This window comes from Pseudalkalibacillus sp. A8 (genome assembly GCF_045920555.1).
GTDB lineage: Bacteria > Bacillota > Bacilli > Bacillales > Fictibacillaceae > Pseudalkalibacillus.
The window spans coordinates 5066160-5087928 of record NZ_CP174509.1; the positions used below are offsets into that span (position 1 = coordinate 5066160).

Sequence of the window (21769 nt, forward strand, 5' to 3'; positions counted from 1 at the left end):
GTTATTCCCTCCCCGTAGATTCGTAACAACTGGGCTTTGTTTTATTAGATTGATAAGCTTCCCATTGCTGCAAGATTTTTTTTCTTCCTACTTCTATTTCCGGATGAAATTGTATAGGTGCACTATTCCTGGTTTGTTCAGTCATTTTAATTGAATCCTTAATCGTATTATCTAACCCTTTTATTCCAGAACGGTGCGCCGTTGATAGACCTGCCGTTGTCCCCTGTGCAGCAGCAACCTTTGCTCCTTCAATACCCGTAATATTTCCTGCAACATATAGTCCTTCTAGAGGGGTTTCCATCCGTTCATTATGTAAAGGAACATAACCTCCTAATTCCTCTACTAAATAAAATGGACAGCCTGCAACTGCTGCTAATTCAGCTAATGGGTATAAACCCCCGGCAATACAAACGAAATCTACTTGAATATGTTCCTCGCTACCAGAAACTACTTCCCCATCAACATTAATTGTTGCTAATGTTACCCCTTTCACTTCATTCTCACCATAAATTTCGGTTACAGCTTTTCGAAGCTGAATTGGAATATCCCACATTTTCACTCCTTTTTTAGGGAAGAAATGGACGCCCATTTTTTTCATAAAGTCATTCTTCATTAATTTGCTGCCATATCGAACATAGGGAGACGGAGCCATATGGGATACATGAAGAAGTGAATCTAGTACTTTTCTTGGATCACCAGCCTCCATTGTAATACGGTTCCTTTTTGGTAAAGTAAGACAAGCTATCTCTACACCCGCTAGCTGTAATTCCATTGCAATAACAGCCGAGAGAACATTTACACCGATAATAACCCCACGCTCTCCGGGTTTGACTCGCTGAACATTTGTCATCACCTGAGCGGCACCTACCGACATTACGCCGGGTAAAGTCCACCCAGGTACAGGCACAGGAGATTCTGCTGCACCAGTTGCCAATAACAAATTAGACGTGTAAAATGTATCCTTTTCGGTATATACAACCCATAATCCATTTGATTGTTCAATGTTATTGACAGCTGTGTTGAAATGAAACTTCACTCCAAGATTAATTGCTTTTTCATATAATGTAGTTGACTCCTTAATCCCATTCCACCAGGACCCATTCGGTTCTTCATAAAGCTGTCCGAGTAACCTACCACCAGCAATCATATATTCATCAATCACAACAACATCTACTCCATTTTCCGCACAAGTAACTGCCGCTGTTAAACCTGCAGGTCCAGATCCTATAATGATTACATTATTCATTTTCCAGTCCCCCATCCTCTTTACTGGATGTTTGTAGTTGGCCACTACTTTCTGCAATCATTCCCTCTTTAAGAGGTGTAAGACATGCCCGGACACTCTGTTGACCATCTACCGAAACTCTACACTCATAACAATGGCCAATATTACAATAGAAACCTCTTGGTGACCCGCTCTCTTCGTGGTGTCGAAGTGTCCGAATTCCATTGGCTAAAAGTGCGGCAGCCAATGATTCATTTTCCAGCCCTTTATAAACCTTATGATTAAATGTGAAGGAAACATAATTTTTATCCTCAATTTTTCCGAGTATAGGGTGGTCTAAGATTCTTCGCGTCATTTTATCTTCCCCTCCCTAAATTTTCAAAGCTGATTGGGCGTATAGGTGGCTGATATTTCAATGATACACATGTTCGATTTTGATCATTTGCTGATGCAGCAGCTATTTTATCTACCATAGTCCGACATGACCTTCCACCACAATAACCCATGCCTGCCCTAGTACGAAGCTTTAATTCCCTAGCCGAACATTTATATTTGGCGGCCGCAGTCTCCAATTCCTCGTAACTTACTTCTTCACATCTGCATATGATCATTTCATCTTCTTTCACTTGAAACACCTCAATTTATACTTTACTTCCGGGAGAATGAAACTGAAATAGTAGATAGACGCTACAGTTGTTGATTCCCCTGTTAGGAAACCTTTTCTCCCCCTATAACACCTCTTGTTCAATAAACGAGCCCGTTTGTTCAATATTTAAAAATGTGAAAGAGTCTACCAATAGCTCATCAATCATTTAACTAAATTAAAAAAACTCATCCAGAAGAAGTTGAAGTTAATTTTGATTCATCTGATTCTTTAATACCATACTCTGGCCCTAAACTTAAAAAGACGCTTCCAATATGGAATAGCGCCCTTTAAAGGAATAACTAAAATATGGGTTTAGTCCTAAAATCGCTTATTTACCCCTAAATTCTGGGAACACTTCTATGATTCTTGGTTGAGCGTTTCATCTTATCCCCTCTAGTTGACTCAGTCAACATCAAATCAGACGCTTTATATTGTTTTTATACTTTATCTATGCGTAACATGGAATATAGCCGGATTGTTGAGACTGCAGAGTAGAAATAGAGTGTGATCATAAATACCTAAATCCAAAACAATTTTCTGGATAGTCCCATAACCCTTGGAAAACATAATCAAGACGCTTACCTTATCCCCCCTGAACCCCTATTAGCAAAGCAGATGTTACCAGGGAAAATGTCCGCATCCATTGGGTTTTCTAGCGAGTGAAAGATATTTTAATACCTAGAGAGAAAATAGCTTTGACTAATTTCAATGAGGATTAAGAATGACCAAATACAAAAAATGGCTGGATTCCTCCACTTGCGCTTTTGCTTACCCTAATATTCTCCTTTAATTACAAAAAACGAGCCCCGAATTGTTCCAGCTAGTTTAGACTTCTGCCTAGCAAACTTAAACTCCCCTTCTAACTCCTTTGGTACCTCCATCCCCTCAGAAAGCTTAAAACCAACGGCCCGCTTCTTAGGGTCATCAACCGTATACATGACGTTGACCCCAAGACCGTCCTCATAAAAGACGTAGGCAAATTTGATATTTTCCACTTGAAAACGTGACGTTTCTAAAGGTTTTGCAGCAAACTCAATATCACGTTCTTCTTTCAAAATTCGGTTCACATAATCAAGGGTCTCCTGGCTTTCGCTAGCTGGTACAACCGTAAATTCATGCTTGTATTTGTTCATATAGTAACGGGCTTCATTAGCACGTAAACCAGTAAGCGCTTCTACTACATGTGAAGACTCTAAACCAACGGTAGACACATTTTTAAAATCAACTGTATAGGACATTTCCATCCCTCCTTTTATCTCTTTATTTCCTGACAACAGGAATCCACATCTCACCATAAACTAAGCCGTTTCGCTGCCCCATCTCAACCGTTGCATTTGGCCCGCCAACATAGGCAAAATTCTTTACTTCTGGCAAGACTTGACCAAAGGCAACGCCAGTAAGCGTAATATTCAATTCATCAGCCGTCTTCCCTTCCCCTTTAACAACTAAGTAGTCTCCCTTAGGAAATTGGATCACTCTAGCTTCTTCTGGTGCCGATGTCTCTGTCATGACGCCAGCATAATGCATCATCTTGTTATTCACCGCTTCGTTTACGGCAAATACGTAATCATTTGTGGCTATGGATTTTAAAGTGTCAAGCCTCCCATCCTGGCTGACGGCCTGCCAAAAGTCTAACTTTTCCTTGTTTACGCCAGCAAAGTCTGTGTAATCACTCTTAAGCTCAGTTCCTAAACCTACAACGGTAAAACTGTCTTTTTCTTCCAGGGTATAATTTGCCATATTCAAAACCTTCCTCTTTTTAAGATTTATCAAATGAATTGTCTTCTTCACTTGATAGGTATATCATAGCCTTAAATCATGTCAAAAAATGATACTGTTTAGGAGCCCCGATGAAAAAAGTTGAACGGATTAATATCATTATGCGCTATATCAACAACCGCGCCCACTTTACAATTTCTGAAATCATGCGAGAATTTAACATCTCTCGTTCGACAGCTATTAGAGATATCAGAGAAATTGAGTCCATGGGGATGCCACTTGTCGCTGAAGTTGGTAGGGATGGGGGTTATTTTGTCATGCCCAACTCTGTCCTGCCCGATGTTCATTTTACCGATAATGAGGTCAAAGCTCTTTTTATTGCCTTTATGGCCACAAGAAATCAACAACTCCCCTATCTAAAGAGTCGTCAGTCTTTAGCTGAAAAATTACTAGGCCTTATCTCAGAAAACCAGCAAGATGACCTTGTTCTTTTAAATCAAATCTTGCTTTTTGCAGGGACCAACCCCCATAATCCCGACCTGCTTGATCTTACAGACCTCCCCCATCCCATGTTAGAAAAACTCATCCAAATCCTTCTTTCGGATAGCTATTTATTGATTACCATCAAAGAAGAGAAGGTAATAAAGTCTTATACAATTTATCTCTTGCACCTATATCATGAAAAAAGCTTTTGGTTGATTGAAGGCTTTGACTTAAAGGAAGAAAAGAAGCAAATTTTCCCAGTCGACCATCTCATTGATGTCGAACCCTACCCGACGAAAAAAAGATTAAGTAAGAAAAAGATATCAGAAAAACTAAGTAAGCAGGAAGAAGTAATCAACCTTGTCCTTGAACTTGGTCCAAAAGCGATTGCCCAGTTCAAAAAATACCATCCTATAAAAGTTTCAATTTCCTATACGAATCCTTACCAAACCACAGCAATTCTAAAGACTTTTATCAATGTTAATAATCCCGAAGAATTGACCGAAATGACAAATTGGCTACTTTTCCTAGGTGGGGATATCAAGGTCAGGGAAGTGCCAGAAGAAGTGTTAGAAGGTTTACAAAAGAGATTATGCTTATTCTGCGAATAAGCAGTGGCCAGTTAAAACCCAAATAATTTTGAGCTGGGCCAGTTGCCAGTTACCCCCTATTTCCGCACACCCAGAGAAAACTTTTTTACTTGCTTCCGCTGCTTCTTGAAGGCCTTTATATGCTTCTACAACGGACTGATCCCGCTGCACTATTTCCTTTTCATGTTCTATATCCGCTTGTTCCCGCTGCTTTAAATGCTCTTCTATACAATCAAACCGTTCCCGATCTGTCCTAATTCTTCTATTAACTGCATATTTGGGGTAGTACCAGCGAAGCTGTCACTACCCTACAAGAACTTGTTATAACCGTAAAATGAGTATACCAATTATGCAGAAGTTTCTTTTGCTTTTTTAATATTTACTTCTTTTATTCAACAATCTCGCCTTTTTATGAAGAACGATGCTTTCCTTATTTCAGAAACGCTCCCGATTGCTGAAGATGTATTTAGACCGATCAGCATTACCTTTATTGCAGAAAAGCCCCTATTGCAGAAAACTTGATTTCAAGATAAATAGAATTTCAATTCTCTTCAAGTACCTACAAAATCTATAACTTGTTAAAAACAAGCTTAAATGCTCGGTATAAAAGATTGGTCTCTTACTACAACTGTTTCTGGGACAAATTTTATTAAAATATTGCTATTACCTAACCCCTGGAATCTTGGATCCCACTTTTCTTCTTCTGGTCCCAGATAACGCTCGAGTAATCGTGTTGCAATCTTTTTATTAAAAGACTCAACCGTAGCATGACCTCTAAATCCTGCATGCAATACTTTTCCTGTTGTATGATCGAGATCTACAATACCAATAGCACACTTTGGGTTTTCTTTAATTCTCCCTGGGAAACTGTCCGAAGAAGGGGTTCCAATGATATAAATATGTTCATTTTCCCAGTAAAACCAAACAGGTGACTCTCTCGGTCCTTCCTTAGATAATGTAGAAAGGTGAGCAAATAACGGTTTTTTAAGAAATTCATCTAGATCAAAGCTTTTATTACCTGTGATAATTTCCAAATCTAATACATCCTTTCAGTTATAGTAAACTCACAATACTCATTTACTGAAGTAAAACAATTTCAAATTAAAGCGATTAACTCAATCTTCATTCACTATTATCTCGAATTCGAGTCTTCCACAACCTGACCGATTTATTTCAAAACTCGGCATTTAACAATCCTTTATTCCATTAAATATGAAAAAGCACGCTGGTGATGGACCCCAACTTCATTATTTGAGAAGTAACTTCATCAGCTTTTGATTTAAGATCTTCTGCAATTCCTAAACCTGTAAATTGTATCATTTCTAAATCATTGTAAAAATCACCAATCGCTATCATGTCAGATTGATCAATGTTTAGTTTATTTATTACATGCTCTAAAGCGCTTGCTTTATGCGCTTGAGGATGAATGATGTCTTTAAAGAATCCATCACTTGTTTTACGCAAATTTTACTAATTTAATGTCTTTCTCCATCCGTCAACTCTTTGTTGGTCATCCACAGTAAACTTCATAACTTTATTAGTAATCCTTAATACATCACTATATATTGTCGGAACCACCTTTTGTATAATTCCCTTTGGTGATCATCTATTTTTTCAACATAAAAATCAAAAGCCGTACAAACAGAAAAATGAATGTCATGTTTTCTGTAATACCTTATAATATCTCCAACTTCATGAATAGGATAGGAAAACTCATGTATTACTTCTTTGCTATTTCTCTATAGAGTAGTCGCACCATTATGAGAAACAAGTATCCTTTCAATCCCTAATTCATCTAAAATAGGACGTGTTTGATAAAAACTCCTTCCTGGTAAAAGAACTACTAGAATTCCAGAGTTATGTGCTTTTTTGAAGGATTTAATCGTTTTTTCCGTTAATTATCCATCATCATTTAATAAGGTACCATCAATATTAGGATATTATTTTCTAAGGTATCGAACATACGAAACTTGATTTTTAATTCCTAATTCCTTAATGAATTATACATATTTAAATATATTAATCTCTTTAAAAAGAGTATATAATTGTAACAAGACTTTTAAAGGGGCGTGAAGTTTTGAATAGATATTTAGCCCTCACAATTATAGTGATAATCTACAGTTTTTCTTGTTATTTTGTTTACGATTACCCACAAGCTATTGATGTTCAAGAAATCAATTTTGTTGATGATCAAAATTCAGATGGTTCCTACCCGATTGATCATAATGGAAAACAAAAGATTATTAATTTTAACACGGTAACTTTTTTAGTCTTGATAATCCTAATTATTACTAGTTCCTATAATCTGATTTCTATATTTACTAGAAGACTTATGCTGATTACCACCATTTTTTATCAATCCAATTACGTGATCAACTCTTTTGAATAAATATAACCTTAATTTCAAAGGAGGAAATGAAACATGATTTGGGTACGATTTATTATAATGGGTATGTTTTCACTAACTGCTATTACACTTTTATCCTACCAGGGAATTGAAATCTTCCATGCTTTTTTGGATTATTTCAAGCAAAAATAGTCATGTATTTTCTTAGGTGTAAAGATTCCTTTACACTCTTTTTTTAAAAACTAAACATCCATCTCATCCCCTTTACTAAATTGGCGGAAAAAAAGTAACCCCAGTACAAGGTTATACATGAAAACCTATATATTCTGGGGTTCATTTATTGTTATAATATTTCACAATACCAGCTAATAGAAGGTCAATAGCTAGGGCTAAAAAGGTTAAAAAAATCATGTTACAATAAAAATGAACATACTGAATAAACTTCAAACACAGTAACTTGAAGTTATTTCTATATTAGTATCTTATTGGATGGTGTCTATATTTTAAAAGAAGGAGTTTATTTGCACAAGCAATTATGGCCACTTTATGTGGTTTCCCTTCTTCACGTTTTTTGTCATAAAATGCCCTTAGTTTTGGATTACGGTTGTTGGTTATCCCACATTGTACTGCTGTATAGAGCACATGTCGGAGACGAGATGATCCTCTCTTGGTAATTTTGTTGATCGTTGCTTTAAACTTGCCTGATTCAAAGATACTTGGATCAATTCCGGCATAAGCTACAAGCTTTCTTGGGTGACTAAACTGATCGATTTCCCCGATCTCGGCGATGATTGTTGCTGCAATCTTGCCTCCAATACCTGGGATCGATCGGATAATAGTATATTCCTCAAATTCTTCTGCCAGGGCATCTATCTCTTTTTTTACTTGGGATAGATGCTCTTAGTATTGAAGAAGCAATTGAATATTGAGTTTTAAACACACTATATTACTGCGATAGGCATTATGTTTAAATGGATCTTGCTCGGCTGCATCTTTTAGTTTCTGAGCTTTTTCTATAGCCCACATAAAAGAACGTTTAGCCCCTTGTCTAAGAATGACTTCGGCAATTTGATCAACCGTTTCCTTCTTGACACCTTGTGGTGTTTGGTAGTGACGTAAGGTTGATAAGGAAGTCGGCGAATACAAGGCTCCGAATACCTTCTTGTATTCAGGGAAGACTTGGTCCAGTATTGTTTGAAACATCCCTGTCAAAGATTCGTGTTGTCTTGTTAAATGGCGTAAATTCATCGTTCGTATGCTCTTCTTCTGAAAGGATTCAAGATCTTCGTTTTTGTAGTATAACTCTCCCAAATGAAAAGCATCGATGGCATCGGTTTTTACTTTTCTTAAGCTGCTTTTTCTAGATTCATAGGAAAGCACTGGATTGATTAAGAAATAGGTGATCTTATGGCGTTCTAAAAATTGAAGAACAGGCTCATGATAGTGACCCGTTGATTCAAATATCACTACTGGAGGTTGACCAGAAACCTCTTCGACCTCTTGATAAAATTGGTGAAACTCACGTAAGCCCACTTGGCTTTCTCCTTTTGCAGGTGTCGTTGGCTATGGGATATTTACCGGTGCAACAGAAGTCTCGTATGTACGTAATTCAATGTTGCTAGCGGCCATCGTATATGCGATAAGCCTTTACCCGTTAAGTCATTTTTTTGGAAACAGTGGTTTATGGGTCGCTTTTATTTTGCTTTTTTGCTTTTGCCGTTCACTGTTTTTGTATCTCTATGTTCCGGTTCTTTCCAAGAAAATGTATGCTCTGATGGCAAAAAAGAAGGGGAGGAGGATTAGACGGGAAGTTTCCATTTTCTCCTTCTGAAATATTAATATAATTTCTGTTTTTTGGTTCGTCAGGGAAAATTCAGTTGAATTTCTTCAAGATCAATGAGCATAAATTTGAGACTTTTGAAAATTTCTCTTCATTTGAAAATAAATACATTCCATATACATCGTGGGAAATTGTAATAAAGGTTGTATCTTTATCAATACTAAAAATAGGGGTTTAGGCGTATTAAATTTTTTATGCCTTTATAATTACATGGTTAGGGTGTTAGACTTATGGTACAGCCCCTTTTTTATTCCTTAATTAAGCTTCTATAAATCTCCTTGTACTGCTCAGATGAGGCATTCCAACTAAAATCTTTACTCATCGCTTTACAAACAAGATCTGACCAAGCAACTTTATCTTGATAATAAAGTTCGACCGCCTGCTCAATCGTATAAAGCATGTCATGTGCATTATAATTTGTAAAACTAAAGCCAACACCCTCATTTGTATATTTGTTATATGGCTGTACAGTATCTTTTAACCCGCCAGTTTCTCGAATGATTGGCACACTTCCATAACGAAGTGCCAATAGTTGACTAATACCACAGGGTTCAAATTGGGATGGCATTAAAAACAAATCAGATGCTGCATAAATTTGACGCGCTAAGCCTTCATCAAAATAAATTTGAGCTGAGCATTTATCAGGACACTGCCATTCAGCTTCTTTTAAGCTGTTTTCATACTCTCTATCCCCAGTACCAAGCACGATTAATTGTAAGTCTATATTTAAGATGTCATGAAGAACATGGAGAATTAAATCAATTCCTTTTTGATCAGTTAATCGTGTAATTACAGCAAGCAATGGTTTCATCTCATCTACAGGAAGACCAATGCTTTCTTGCAGCGCAAGTTTATTAACTCGTTTTTCTTCGGACGAGTACTTTGTATAGTTTGAATATAAATTTGGATCTGTCTCCGGATTATAAAGATCATAATCGACTCCATTTACAATCCCATGTAGTTCGTGACCTCGTTTTCGTAATACACCATCAAGCTTTTCACCATAATAAGGCGTTTGAATTTCTTGTGCATACGTCGGACTAACCGTAGTAACGATTTCTGAATATACTATCCCAGCCTTCATAAAGCTTACATTTCCATAAAATTCTAAACCATTAGCATGATAGTAAAGCTCGCTTAAATCTAACAAATCATGAAGAATCCCCTTTGGAAAAACCCCTTGATACCGCAAATTATGTATCGTAAACATCGTTTTAATCCCTTGATAATAGGGACGGTTTCGGTAATGGGCTTTCATTAACACACTAATCATTCCGGTTTGCCATTCATGGCAATGAATAATATCTGGCTTTTCATTTAAATGTGGTAATGCCTCCAGAACAGCTCGACAAAAATAGGCATAACGCTCTCCATCATCATAAAATCCGTAGACACCATCATCGCGTTTAAAGTAATACTCGTTATCAATAAAATAAAATATAATGCCATCATGCTCTAAACACTCGATCCCGCAAAACTGGTTTCGCCAACCAACTGGAACAGTAATACTCGTTTTATGAACCATTTTTTCTTTAAATTGTTTTGGAATATTCCCGTAATTCGGTAAGATAACTTGTGCATTTACGCCTTGTTTTTTTAACTCTTTTGGTAATGCACCAATGACATCCGCAAGACCTCCCGTTTTTAGAAATGGAACTGCTTCAGATGCTGCAAATAATACATTCATTTCAAACACTCCTCTAATCTAAAGATGACTTGATTTTGCAAAAACAGTTGGTATTTCTTCCCCTTTTAAAATACGGTCCTTTGATACTTTTACATCTTTATCAAGAATAACGTTTTCTAAAAAGGCTTCTTCACCAATTTCTCCTTTTTGCATAATAATGCTGTTTCGTATAACGGCCCCTTTGTGTACTTTAACACCTCTGAATAAAATACTGTTTTCAACTTTTCCTTCAATCGTACAACCATTTGCAATAAGGGAGTTTACTACATGTGAACCTTGTAAGTATTTAGCTGGTGGTCCATGTTTTACTTTTGTATAAATAAAACCGTGATCATAAAACAACTGTTGTAGGACATTCGCGTCTAATAAATTCATACTATGATTATAGAAGCTTTCAATGGAATGAATAAACGGCATATAGCCTTTAAAATGAAATCCTTGGACATGATAACGATTTAAATTAGCTCTAATCACATCTGTAACAAAATCATATTTTCCTAGTTCGTATGTTTCTTTCATTAAATCAATAAACAGCGATTTCTTCATTAAATACGTATTAAGAAACACATTGTCCCCTTGATTGACTGTTTTCTCAAGATGGACAGCTTGAACACGTTCATTTTCATCAACATCAAGCGTATGATAAACAGCTTTCTCTTCTTGAGAATAATCTTTATATATTAAAGTGATATCTGCACCTTGATTTTTATGTTCTTCCAATACATGTCTAAAATCAATATTCCACACAATACTTCCTTGTGTGACAAGAATATATTCTTCTTTACTACGCTCAAAATATGGAAGATGTTCATGAAAATGCTGAATATCTCCTTTATAAGACTCATTTGAATCATGAGGCGGCAGAATAAACAATCCATTTTTTTGGCGATCTAAATCCCACTCTTTTCCTGATCCTAAATGGTCAAGAAGTGCACGATATTTTTTTCTAGCAAACACTCCAACATTATGCACTCCTGATTTCACAAAGTTTGATAGGATAAAATCAACTAATCGATAACGGCCGCCAAATGGTACAGAAGCCTGACATCGGTGCTTTGTTAAGTCTTCCAGTAAATCTTTCTCATTTCCTAAATTAATAACTCCCATTATCTGCTCCATCAAACAATCTCCTTCCCATTCTGTAAATATTCTCTAAGTTAACTGTTTATTTATGTTTGAATCTGGTGCACCAAGATCTTCAACAATTAATGTAATTTCACCAGAGTCATCTCCTATTACTGCCCCGTCTTTAATTACTGTGCCGCTTGCGATAATAGAATTCTTAATCGTTACATTGGCTCCAATTTTAACGTCCGGCATAATAATAGATTCTTTAATTGTTGAACCTAATCCTACATATACCCCATAAAAAAGGACTGAATTTTCTACATTTCCGTAAACAAGACACCCTTCATTAACAAGAGAACGTTTAACACTTGCCTTTGATGCAATATATTGAGGTGGTTGATTTGGATTTACAGAGTAAATCTTCCAAGTTGGATCATTAATGTCTAACTCCGGATTATCACTTAAAAGATCCATATGTGCTTCCCATAAGCTTTTAACCGTGCCGACATCTTTCCAATATCCTTGGAATTCATAAGCATACAGCTCTTTGTCTTTATTAAGCATCGCAGGAATAATATCTTTTCCAAAGTCATTTGAAGAAAGCTCATTTTGTTCATCTTCTAATAAAAATTGATTTAACACTTTCCAATTAAAAATATAAACTCCCATTGATGCGAGATTTGACTTAGGATTTTTTGGTTTCTCTTCAAAATCTACTATTTTATTCGTATCATTTGTATTCATTAAACCAAAACGACTTGCTTCTTCCCAAGGTACCTCTAATACCGCAATCGTGGCGTCGGCTCCTTTTTCTTTATGATAATCAATCATTTTAGAGTAATCCATTTTATAAATATGGTCGCCTGAAATAACAAGAACATATTCAGGATCATATTGATTGATATAATAGGCATTTTGATAAATCGCATTTGCTGTCCCTTTATACCACTCGCCGCCTTTTTGCCCTTGATAGGGTGGTAATACTGAAATACCTCTATACTTACGGTCTAAATCCCATGCACTGCCGATACCGATATAAGAATTTAAAATATAAGGTTGATATTGTGTAAGAACACCAACAGTATCAATTCCTGAATTGCTGCAGTTACTTAATGTAAAATCAATAATACGGTACTTTCCTCCAAATGGAACGGCTGGCTTCGCTAATTTTATGGTTAAACCTTTTAACCTCGTACCTTGTCCCCCAGCTAACAGCATAGCAATCGTTTCTTTTTTAAACATGATGTCGACTCCTTTCTTATACGTTTCTTAGAAAGTTCTCGTAACTTTTCTTAATATTGTGACAGCAAGTGGAGGCACTTTTATAGAAGCGCTGTAAGGTTGATTATTATACGGCTCTTTTTCCACTTTAATTTTATATTCGTTTAGTTGACCAGATCCTCCAAATCTCTCAGCATCACTATTAAATACTTCTTTATAAAATCCTTGTGAAGGAACTCCAATGCGGTAATCATAGTAAACATCTGGAGAGAAGTTGCAAATAATAATACAATAATCACCTTTTCGTTTTCCTTTTCTCATAAAGGTCAGAACGCTTTGTGACTGATCATCAGCATTAATCCATTCAAACCCTTCCGGTTCATGATCAAGCCGCCATAAACTTCTTGTTTCTTTATAAAAATGATTTAATTCTTTCACATAATCGAACATTTTCTTATGCATGTCATAATCAAACAGCATCCAATCTAACTCAGTAAGGTCTTTCCACTCATCAAACTGACCAAACTCTCCACCCATAAAAAGAAGTTTTTTTCCGGGATGTGCTATCATATAACCGTATAGCGCCCGTAAATTAGCAAACTTTTGCCAATAATCGCCAGGAAATTTATTTAACAAAGAGCGTTTGCTGTGAACAACTTCATCATGTGAAAAAGGCAAAATATAATTTTCAGAAAAAGCGTACAAAAATGAAAAAGTTACCAAGTTATGATGAGAAGAACGATGGCTCGTATCTGTTTCCATATAACGAAGCATGTCATTCATCCAACCCATATTCCATTTGTAATTAAATCCCAGCCCTCCAATATCAGTGGGAGCACTTACATTTGGTCGCGCTGTTGATTCTTCAGCAATCATTAATGTATCGGGATATTGAGAAAAAACTGCTTTATTTAAATTTTTGATAAATTCAATTGCTTCTAGGTTTTCAAAACCGCCAAACTGATTTTTTTCAACAAATTGATTATTTGCTTCATGATTTAAATAAATCATTGAAGACACAGCATCAACACGTAAACCATCAATATGATAAACATCCATCCAAAAGAGGGCATTTGAAATTAAAAAACTTACCACTTCTGGTTTACTGTAATCAAAGCTGTATGTGCCCCAGTTTAATCGTTCAGCTATTCGTTCATCAGTCGGCTCGTAAAGCGGTGTACCATTAAACTTTCCTAATCCATGGGCATCTTTACAAAAATGCGCCGGTACCCAATCTAAAATAACACCAATTTCTTTTTCATGACATTTATCTACGAAATACATAAAATCTTGTGGTGTCCCATACCGACTTGTAACAGAATAAAAACCTGTTACTTGATATCCCCATGAACGATCAAAAGGATGTTCAAGAATTGGTAATATCTCAATGTGTGTGTATCCTAATTCTCCCACATAATCGACAAGCTCATCAGCTAGTTCACGATATGTATAAAATGCGCCGTCGGGTTTCTTTTTCCAAGAACCTAAATGCACCTCATATATGAGCATAGGCTGATGGTAACTATCTTTCTTTTTCTTTTTTGCAAACCACTTTGAATCATTCCACTCATAACCTTCTAAACTGCAAACAATGGAAGCTGTGTTTGGGCGTAATTCAGAATAAAAAGCGTATGGATCTGCTTTTAATAGTATCTCTCCATGTGGTGTATGAATTTCGTACTTATAAATTTCCCCGTCTTGAAGATTTGGAATAAATAATGTCCAAATACCAGACTGTTCAACCGGTTTCATTAGATGGCTATTTCCATTCCAATGGTTGAAATTTCCTACTACAGAAACTCGTTTTGCATGTGATACCCAAACAGAAAACCTCACACCTTTTTGCCCATCTTCTTCTACTATATGGGCACCCATCATTTTGTAGCTGTGAAAGAGGTTTCCCTCATGAAAAAGATAAACATCATGATCACTAGGGACCGATACTTGCATTATACGTCCTCCCTTCTATCTATTTTTTATATTTTTGAATATCAAAGAGATACATATTTTTTATAAACTTCTTCGACAAAAATTTAACTAACCCCTTTATTTTTTTAATTTTGGGAATATTCTTTCAATTTTTTAACAGTTTTTTAATATTATAAAAAATGTTCCTTAGGGTAGAGGATTAACGCCAAACCCGAATTTTTACTGCCGCAGTATTAGGGATTTCTTTACCAAAAGAATTAATTACACTAGCATTCACTTTAAGTAGAGTAGTTGGTTGGGACCGCTCATGTACTGGAACAGGCACAAGATAACCGTATTTTTAGACCACAATCTTTATGTGGGCAAAAACCTGAGGAATTAGCTCATTATAGTTTACTAATGTAACTCTTTTCATTAAAACTATTGATTCTTTATGTAAAATTAATAATTAAAACCATTTGCCCAATGTTGTTAAGTACATTTAAATAGCCTTGGGCATATTGTATATTTCCTTGCTTAATAGTTGTTATGTCATAATGTCGGGACAAGAATAAAAGTTAATTACAGCTCCCTATTAAAATCTCCTGTTTCCATTTATTTTTATAAAAATATTTTTGTGCAATTTAATAAACGTCCCATAGCATTTAATATTAATTGTATTTAGGTAAATAAATTTGATTACCAATATTCTCTTTTGAATTACTTAAGAACAAAAAAGGTTGCAAATATAAGTAAAAACAGTGGCAATCTAAGACTGCCACTGTTTTTTCGAGTTGTTATAAAGTAATACTATAATTCTATCAATTATTAAACAGGAGTTTCCTAATGTGAGGAAACTCCTAACTCCTTCTCTCGTCTAGTAAGATGGAAATGTTTGTGTATTGGCTTGAAGACCGGATGTTTTATAAATTTTTAGTAACGAGTATTTTTGTGAATCCATAAAATAGAAAAATCATAAGGCAATGTATATACTAAATACCATAAGGAGGCATTAAGATGTTAACATCGTTATTCGGAAGCAAATGTTTCTTTTGTAAAAAAAGAGTAAGAAAATCTGTGAAGTATATCAATGACCATGGAAAGCTTGTCAAAGTATGTTACCAATGTGTACCTTATGCGGAAAGAAGAGCTTTTCGAAAAAGGTAGCCAACAATTTACAAACTCTTGCTTTTTGGAAAGGAATCGAGTTCAACATTTTTATCAGGTCTATCTATATACCATACAAACTTACCACTAAAGCCATAAACGACAGAAATGATAAGAACTAAGAAATGGTACCATAGGAACGGTAAGTAAGAAAGGGTTGTAACGCCCAAAACTGTCGCCATATAAACACCGCCATCAGACCAGGGAACCATCGGGGTTGTAATGGTACCTCCTGCTTCCGTGTTTCGGGAAAGAACCCGGCGATCGATACGTAAACGATCATAGTTTTCCTCAGTAATTTTACTTGCAGTGATAAGAGAAACGTAAGCCGCACCCCCGAAAAAATTTCCGAAAAAACCTGCAATCAGCGTCGAAACAGTCGTTTTCCCAGCATTATCAGCCCATTTAAGCAATGTATTGCAAATCACCTGTAAAATGCCTGTCACTTCCATCAATCCACCCAATCCAAGTGCGAGGATGATTAAAAGAATAACTTCCAACATCGATACGATACCGCCTCGATTCAAAAGGTTATCCATAAAGTCCACACCGGACTCAATATGGAATCCAGAGTACGATGTCTTGAGCCCCTCAAGAATAGTCATATCCTGGAAGAGGGCAGCCCAAATCGCTCCAAGCAAAGCACCGAATGTGATTGTAGGTATAGAGGGCTTCTTAAAAGCAAGCAGTCCGATAACGATTATTGCTGGAATCAACATGTACCATTCAATGTTGAAATACCCTTCAAGGGCGTTCATCGCTTCTTCAGCTCTTGTCAAATCAACGTTTTGGCCAACATAAAAGAATCCTACCAGCAAAAACAAGATTGAAGAAAGCACCAACGCCGGTACACTGACATATAGCATCGACCGAATGTGATCAAACAAATTCACTTTAGTCAAGGAAGCCGTCATGACTGTTGTATCTGATAAGGGAGACAGTTTATCACCAACATATGCGCCACATATCACCGCTCCAGCAACCAGCGGTGCAGGAATTCCGAAACTATGGCCGATCCCCATCATCGCTATTCCTGCTGTACCCGCCGTACCAAAGGAAGTACCGGTTGCTAAAGATGTAACTGCACATATGAAAACAGTTGCAAACAAGAATATTGAAGGATTGATAATACTTAATCCATAATAAATGATACTTGGGACAATACCTCCAGCAATCCATGTACCGATTAAGGCTCCAACAGTCGTAAGGATGATTATTGCTTCTAATCCATTACTGATCCCGGTTAGCATTCCTTTCTGGATAGAACCATATTGATGCCCCAACCGTAAGCCCAATACCATGATCAAAAACCAAGATGTCAATAATGCAAGTTGGATCGGTAGTTCAAACACAGAAATGAACAGGTAAATAATAAGCACAAAACCTACTAATATAAACAATACCTCACCCATATTTGGCAATCTTGTCTTGTTATTTTCCATAATATCCCCTTTCAATGATTGTTAGCGCTTACAACAACATTTACCAGCTTAGATACCGTTTAACCGAAAATTCCCTCCCCCTCTGCATTGTTGATTTATTAATGATCCTCCATAGGAGGAATTAATAGAAATCCTTCATTAAGCTCATCTTCCACGTTCGAAAAAAAGGTATGTTTCCCCATGATCCATGCCCTCCCGGAGATCTCTGTCAACACAGCAGGGAGGCTTCCGACTTTTGTCTTTTCGAGAATTCTTCCCCGGAAAAGGGTTCCGACTATACTTTCATGAATGAAGGGTTCACCTATTTCAATTTTTTGCTGTTCATACAATGTCGCCAGCTTCGCAGATGTACCGGTTCCGCATGGGGAACGATCAATTCCACCAGGTGGTACGATCACTGTGTTCTTAACGGTTGCTGAAGGATTCGAAGGTTCGGAAAAAAATTCGATGTGCGTCAATCCTTTTATGAAGCTTGACTCAGGATGAACAACCTCAGTCGTTTCATTGATCACATCCCGCAGTTTAACGGCAGTATCAATGATGTTACTGGCATTGGAAGGAACTAATGATAAACCTATTTTCTCGGCATCTGTGATTGCATAGAAGTTCCCCCCATAAGCAATGTCACAATTCACTTCTCCTATCGTCGGAACATCTACAGTAACGTTCTTCAGTAAAAAGGAAGGCACATTACAAAACATCACTTCTTCCGCATGACCATCGTTCACTTGAATGGTTACTTTAACCAGACCTGCAGGAGTGTCCAAAGTAAGTTCGGTTTCTGGTTCTTTCACTTCGATCATTCCCGTTTCAACTAGAGCAGTACAAAAACCAATGGTGTCGTGGCCGCACATGGGTAAATAGCCTCCGGTTTCGATATATATGACACCCATATCAGCATCAGGGTGGCAGGGTTCAACCATCAATGCCCCTGACATCACCTCATGGCCTCGAGGCTCGAACATCAGCAATTTCCTTATCCAATCGTAATCACGTTTCATATGAAGCATTTTATCAGCCATTGTCAGGCCTTCTAACTTTGGTAATCCACTGATGACAGTCCGTGTAGGATTCCCGCCCGTGTGGGTATCGATCGTAGTAAACAGTCTATCAGCCTTCATTTTTTTGCCACCTTCCCTTTAAATCGGTTATAGCTCAACGGTTCGACGGGGATGGTCGTCTTTTCTCCCATGACAAGTTGTGCAATGACTTTTCCTGTAATGGCAGCTAAACTGATCCCATCTCCTTCATGACCCGCAGCAATATAAAAGCCTGGAACTTCTTCAACAGGAGAGACGATCGGCAAATGATCCTCTGTCCAGGGCCGAAGCCCAGCATAAGTTCGTATCACCATCATGTCAGACATTTTCGGATAGAATCGGATCGCCCTTTTTGCCACACATCGAGCAACTTCAAAATCAACTGACGTATCATACCCAACGAACTCGCGACTGCTTCCGATCAAAAAATTTTGGCTTTCTGTTGGCTCGAAAACGAGAGCAGCTCCATATTTTTCGATATCTTCTTCGACACGACGCTCTCCTCCGAATTTAGAGATCAGATAGCCGAACTCCATTACTTTCCGTATCCCGACAGGAGAGCTGCGGGAAGCTACAATGATATGCCCTTTTCTTGGGACAATCGGAATAGGGATATCAAGCATTTGACCGATATGGCCCGCCCAAACCCCCGCTGCATTGATTACTTTATTTGCTGTAACTGTCCCTGTTGTTGTTCCAATTTTGAAAGTGCCATCATTCTGTCTTTTAATCGTTTTGACTTCAGTATTCGGGAAAAGCTTTGCCCCCTTTTTCTTGGCATCGTGAAAGAGAGAAAAAGCAAGCATATAAGGGTTGACAGTTGCGTCTGTTTCACATTCAAGCCCACCTGGGAGATCATCAGCGAAATAGGAGGATTCCTGGCGGATATCTTGGCGATCAAGCATTCGAAAAGACAAGCCTGCAGCCCTTTGATGCTTGACCCACTTACTTGCAGCTTCCATTTCCTCTTCCGTTTCACAAACTAAAATGCTTCCTGGAGATCTGTACTCAAACGGCAGCTCAAGCTTTTTACTGAGTTCCTTGACCAACTTTTGGCTTTCCAAAGACATTTGACTGTCAAAGCCTGGATCCTTATCAATCGCTAAAATATTACCATCGCATTTTGACGAGGTTCCACTCACCAGCTCTCCTTTTTCGAGAACCATCACTTCCATTTCTGATTGAGTCAGGTAGTAGGTAATAGCTGCACCAATAATGCCGCCACCTATAACGGCTACTTCTGTTGTCATGTTTTGCATATCATATCGATCCTTTTTCTGATAGTCAGTTATTTAGAATGCAATTTTTGTGCCAAGTTTAAAATAAAGCCACGTCAGCTTTCGATAGAAAAAACATGTAAAAGAAATTAGATTTTGTCAAAATAATTTGACACAACTTTCGATATCAAGCTATGAAAATAGCAATGATCCATACCTTACGTGCTTAAAAAGAGAATCTTGGCTTTCTACTTTTTTGGCTTGATTCTTGCATGAATATAAAGTGATAAGGAGGGACTGACATGAGAGAAAATCAAACGTTAGTATGTCGTTGCGAAGAGGTGACCCTTGAAGAATTACTTAGAACGATCAATACGTTTCAGTGTTCTGCACGCGAATTGAAGCTACGTACACGTGCAGGAATGGGAGTTTGTGGAGGAAGGACTTGCAGATCCAGTCTTGATCTTTTGATGAGTCAAAAAGAAGGGAAAAATCCTTCAGATTCCATACCTTTAAAATATCAGCCGCCCATTCGACCAATTACATTCAAGAATCTGGGTGATATATAAATGGATAAAAGAATTGTAAACCATCCGATCCTGGACACTTTGGCTGACAATAAAGAGATTTCATTTTCATTCAATGGTGAAAATCATAAGGCTATCGAAGGGGATACGATCGCCTCCGCCTTACTGGTTAATGGCATCCGTACACTTCGACACCATGAGGAAAGTGGGAATCCGAGAGGAATCTACTGCAATATCGGACATTGTTTCGAATGTCGTGTCAAAGTCAGGAACTGTGAAACAGTCCGTGCGTGCCTTACTTTAGTAGAAGATGGAATGAAGATTGAAAGCCTTACTCAATATCCAACTCCTTTAAAAGGAGGTTTATGGCATGATTGACGTTATTATCATCGGTGGAGGACCTGCAGGATTGACAGCGGCAAATACGTGTGCTGGTAATAGATTGCAAGTTTTGGTGCTTGATGAATTCATGAAACCAGGTGGGAGGCTGTTGGGACAGCTCCATGAAGAACCAGATGGAGAATGGTGGAATGGTATGAAGGAAGCTTCGGTTTTGGCTTCCAATGCACATAACCTGGGTGTCGACGTAAAACTTGGTGTATCGGTCCACAACTTACAATACAATAAAGGGAATTGGGACGTATTCACAAACAAAGGCAAGTTCCGTTCAGCTAATATACTCTTGGCTACAGGGGCAGCCGAAACACCTTTACCCCTCCCTGGCTGGACACTTCCTGGTGTGATATCAATCGGTGCAGCCCAGGTGATGACAAATGTCCATCGCGTAAAGGTTGGTGAAAAGGGGATTATTGTGGGCATGAATATACTCTCATTTGCAATCATGAGGGAACTGCGTTTGGCAGGCATCCAAGTCGATAGAGTCCTGCTTCCACCTTATAATGAGTTATCAGCAGATTCCTCCAACCCGATTAAAGTAATTGATGATTTGTCAGAAGCCGCCCATTTGGCTCCGGGTTTCATCATGAAATGCGGAGCCAAGTTGATGCGTATGAAAACTTTAAGAAAAATCGGATTGAACTTTTATCCATCCAGCGGCCTTAAAATATGGGGTGTTCCGATCCAATTGAAACAGGCTGTCGTCGAAATTATTGGTCACAAAAAAGTGGAAGGTGTAAAGGTAGTAAAATTGAACGTGAATGGCGACCCTGTACCAGGTACCGAACGAATAGTTGAGGCTGATTTCGTGTGTATTGCCGGTGGACTATATCCACTTGTGGAGTTAGCAGCGATTTCAGGATGTCCATTCCATTACATTCCAGAGTTGGGTGGTCATATTCCTTTGCACAACGAAAGAATGGAGACTCCTGTTGAAGGCCTTTATGTTGCAGGTAATATCACGGGTATTGAAAGTGCCAAGATTGCAATCGCACAGGGAGTCGTAGCAGGTTTATCAATCTCTCAAAAAGTCACGGGGAAGATTAAACTCGAAGAATTGACAAAAGCAATTGAGCATGTCCAATATGTAAGGGAGAAATCGATTATCCAATTCCATCCGGATATCCAAAATGGAAGAAAAAAAATAGAAAGACTTTGGAATCATTACTACCAGGAAAAAATACAAAATACAATTTCCGTATGAAGTTAAAAGGGGCTGGCCCAAAAGGAAATAATGGGCCAACCC

22 protein-coding genes are annotated in these 21769 nt (G+C 37.6%); 4 read left to right on the top strand and 18 right to left on the bottom strand.

The genetic code is table 11. The features are described from left to right. Position 1: 1 nt before the first annotated feature. The 5 genes from ACJROX_RS25585 to ACJROX_RS25605 form a co-directional block, all read right to left on the bottom strand. Positions 2–1246, bottom strand: coding sequence for an NAD(P)/FAD-dependent oxidoreductase (locus tag ACJROX_RS25585; RefSeq protein WP_408008034.1), 1245 nt, complete (start codon positions 1244–1246; stop codon positions 2–4). Continuing rightward, a complete protein-coding gene (locus ACJROX_RS25590) occupies positions 1239–1580 on the bottom strand; it encodes a (2Fe-2S)-binding protein (protein WP_408008035.1) in 342 nt (113 codons plus the stop codon). The genes ACJROX_RS25585 and ACJROX_RS25590 overlap by 8 nt, the downstream gene beginning before the upstream one ends. 1 nt (position 1581) lies before the next feature. Then, complete coding sequence (locus ACJROX_RS25595) at positions 1582–1851, bottom strand: (2Fe-2S)-binding protein (protein ID WP_225066743.1); 270 nt, start codon at positions 1849–1851, stop codon at positions 1582–1584. Between the two features lie 793 nt (positions 1852–2644). Next, a complete protein-coding gene (locus tag ACJROX_RS25600; protein WP_408008036.1) occupies positions 2645–3109 on the bottom strand; it encodes a phage tail protein in 465 nt (154 codons plus the stop codon). 22 nt (positions 3110–3131) lie between these two features. Beyond that, complete coding sequence (locus ACJROX_RS25605) at positions 3132–3611, bottom strand: GyrI-like domain-containing protein (protein WP_408011774.1); 480 nt, start codon at positions 3609–3611, stop codon at positions 3132–3134. A gap of 110 nt (positions 3612–3721) precedes the next feature. Here ACJROX_RS25605 and ACJROX_RS25610 point away from each other — a divergent pair, with 110 nt between their 5' ends. Continuing rightward, on the top strand, positions 3722–4684 hold the full coding sequence (locus ACJROX_RS25610; protein ID WP_408008037.1) for a helix-turn-helix transcriptional regulator: 963 nt from the start codon (positions 3722–3724) through the stop codon (positions 4682–4684). On the opposite strand, the gene ACJROX_RS25615 is transcribed toward ACJROX_RS25610, so the two are convergent. The 13 genes from ACJROX_RS25615 to ACJROX_RS25675 all read right to left on the bottom strand — a co-directional run bounded on the left by ACJROX_RS25615 (position 4670) and on the right by ACJROX_RS25675 (position 19642). Then, complete coding sequence (locus ACJROX_RS25615; RefSeq protein WP_408008038.1) at positions 4670–4834, bottom strand: hypothetical protein; 165 nt, start codon at positions 4832–4834, stop codon at positions 4670–4672. The genes ACJROX_RS25610 and ACJROX_RS25615 overlap by 15 nt on opposite strands. Before the next feature lie 419 nt (positions 4835–5253). Beyond that, positions 5254–5697, bottom strand: coding sequence for a pyridoxamine 5'-phosphate oxidase family protein (locus ACJROX_RS25620; protein ID WP_408008039.1), 444 nt, complete (start codon positions 5695–5697; stop codon positions 5254–5256). A 172-nt stretch (positions 5698–5869) separates the two neighbouring features. After that, complete coding sequence (locus tag ACJROX_RS25625; protein WP_408008040.1) at positions 5870–6127, bottom strand: HAD family hydrolase; 258 nt, start codon at positions 6125–6127, stop codon at positions 5870–5872. Between the two features lie 275 nt (positions 6128–6402). Continuing rightward, positions 6403–6546, bottom strand: a complete 144-nt coding sequence (locus tag ACJROX_RS25630; RefSeq protein ID WP_408011775.1) for an HAD hydrolase family protein — start codon at positions 6544–6546, stop codon at positions 6403–6405. 938 nt (positions 6547–7484) lie between these two features. Continuing rightward, positions 7485–7883, bottom strand: a complete 399-nt coding sequence (locus ACJROX_RS25635) for a transposase (protein WP_408011776.1) — start codon at positions 7881–7883, stop codon at positions 7485–7487. Between the two features lie 27 nt (positions 7884–7910). Beyond that, positions 7911–8543: a transposase gene (locus ACJROX_RS25640; RefSeq protein ID WP_408008041.1), complete on the bottom strand. Its 633-nt coding sequence runs from the start codon at positions 8541–8543 to the stop codon at positions 7911–7913. A gap of 554 nt (positions 8544–9097) precedes the next feature. Beyond that, a complete protein-coding gene (gene glgA, locus ACJROX_RS25645) occupies positions 9098–10537 on the bottom strand; it encodes a glycogen synthase GlgA (protein WP_408008042.1) in 1440 nt (479 codons plus the stop codon). 18 nt (positions 10538–10555) lie between these two features. After that, positions 10556–11656, bottom strand: a complete 1101-nt coding sequence (glgD, locus tag ACJROX_RS25650) for a glucose-1-phosphate adenylyltransferase subunit GlgD (protein ID WP_408008043.1) — start codon at positions 11654–11656, stop codon at positions 10556–10558. Between the two features lie 33 nt (positions 11657–11689). Next, complete coding sequence (locus ACJROX_RS25655; RefSeq protein WP_408008044.1) at positions 11690–12847, bottom strand: glucose-1-phosphate adenylyltransferase; 1158 nt, start codon at positions 12845–12847, stop codon at positions 11690–11692. Positions 12848–12874: 27 nt separating this feature from the next. Continuing rightward, positions 12875–14776: a 1,4-alpha-glucan branching protein GlgB gene (gene glgB / locus ACJROX_RS25660; protein ID WP_408008045.1), complete on the bottom strand. Its 1902-nt coding sequence runs from the start codon at positions 14774–14776 to the stop codon at positions 12875–12877. Positions 14777–15909: 1133 nt separating this feature from the next. Next, entirely contained in the window at positions 15910–17343 is a 1434-nt protein-coding gene (gene nhaC / locus ACJROX_RS25665; RefSeq protein WP_408008046.1) for a Na+/H+ antiporter NhaC, read from the bottom strand. A 98-nt stretch (positions 17344–17441) separates the two neighbouring features. Then, positions 17442–18464 (bottom strand): proline racemase family protein, encoded by a 1023-nt coding sequence (locus tag ACJROX_RS25670; RefSeq protein WP_408008047.1) that lies wholly within the window; start codon positions 18462–18464, stop codon positions 17442–17444. After that, positions 18461–19642 carry an NAD(P)/FAD-dependent oxidoreductase gene (locus ACJROX_RS25675; RefSeq protein ID WP_408008048.1) on the bottom strand — a complete coding sequence of 394 codons (1182 nt, stop codon included), beginning with the start codon at positions 19640–19642 and terminating at the stop codon, positions 18461–18463. Before ACJROX_RS25675 ends, ACJROX_RS25670 begins: the two co-directional genes overlap by 4 nt. A 260-nt stretch (positions 19643–19902) precedes the next feature. Between ACJROX_RS25675 and ACJROX_RS25680 the strand changes: the two genes are divergently transcribed. The 3 genes from ACJROX_RS25680 to ACJROX_RS25690 are packed head-to-tail and all read left to right on the top strand — an operon-like array spanning position 19903 to position 21727. Next, positions 19903–20169, top strand: coding sequence for a (2Fe-2S)-binding protein (locus ACJROX_RS25680; protein WP_408008049.1), 267 nt, complete (start codon positions 19903–19905; stop codon positions 20167–20169). Then, entirely contained in the window at positions 20170–20505 is a 336-nt protein-coding gene (locus tag ACJROX_RS25685) for a (2Fe-2S)-binding protein (RefSeq protein ID WP_408008050.1), read from the top strand. Then, positions 20498–21727, top strand: a complete 1230-nt coding sequence (locus ACJROX_RS25690; RefSeq protein ID WP_408008051.1) for an NAD(P)/FAD-dependent oxidoreductase — start codon at positions 20498–20500, stop codon at positions 21725–21727. Before ACJROX_RS25685 ends, ACJROX_RS25690 begins: the two co-directional genes overlap by 8 nt. The last annotated feature ends 42 nt before the right edge of the window (positions 21728–21769 follow it).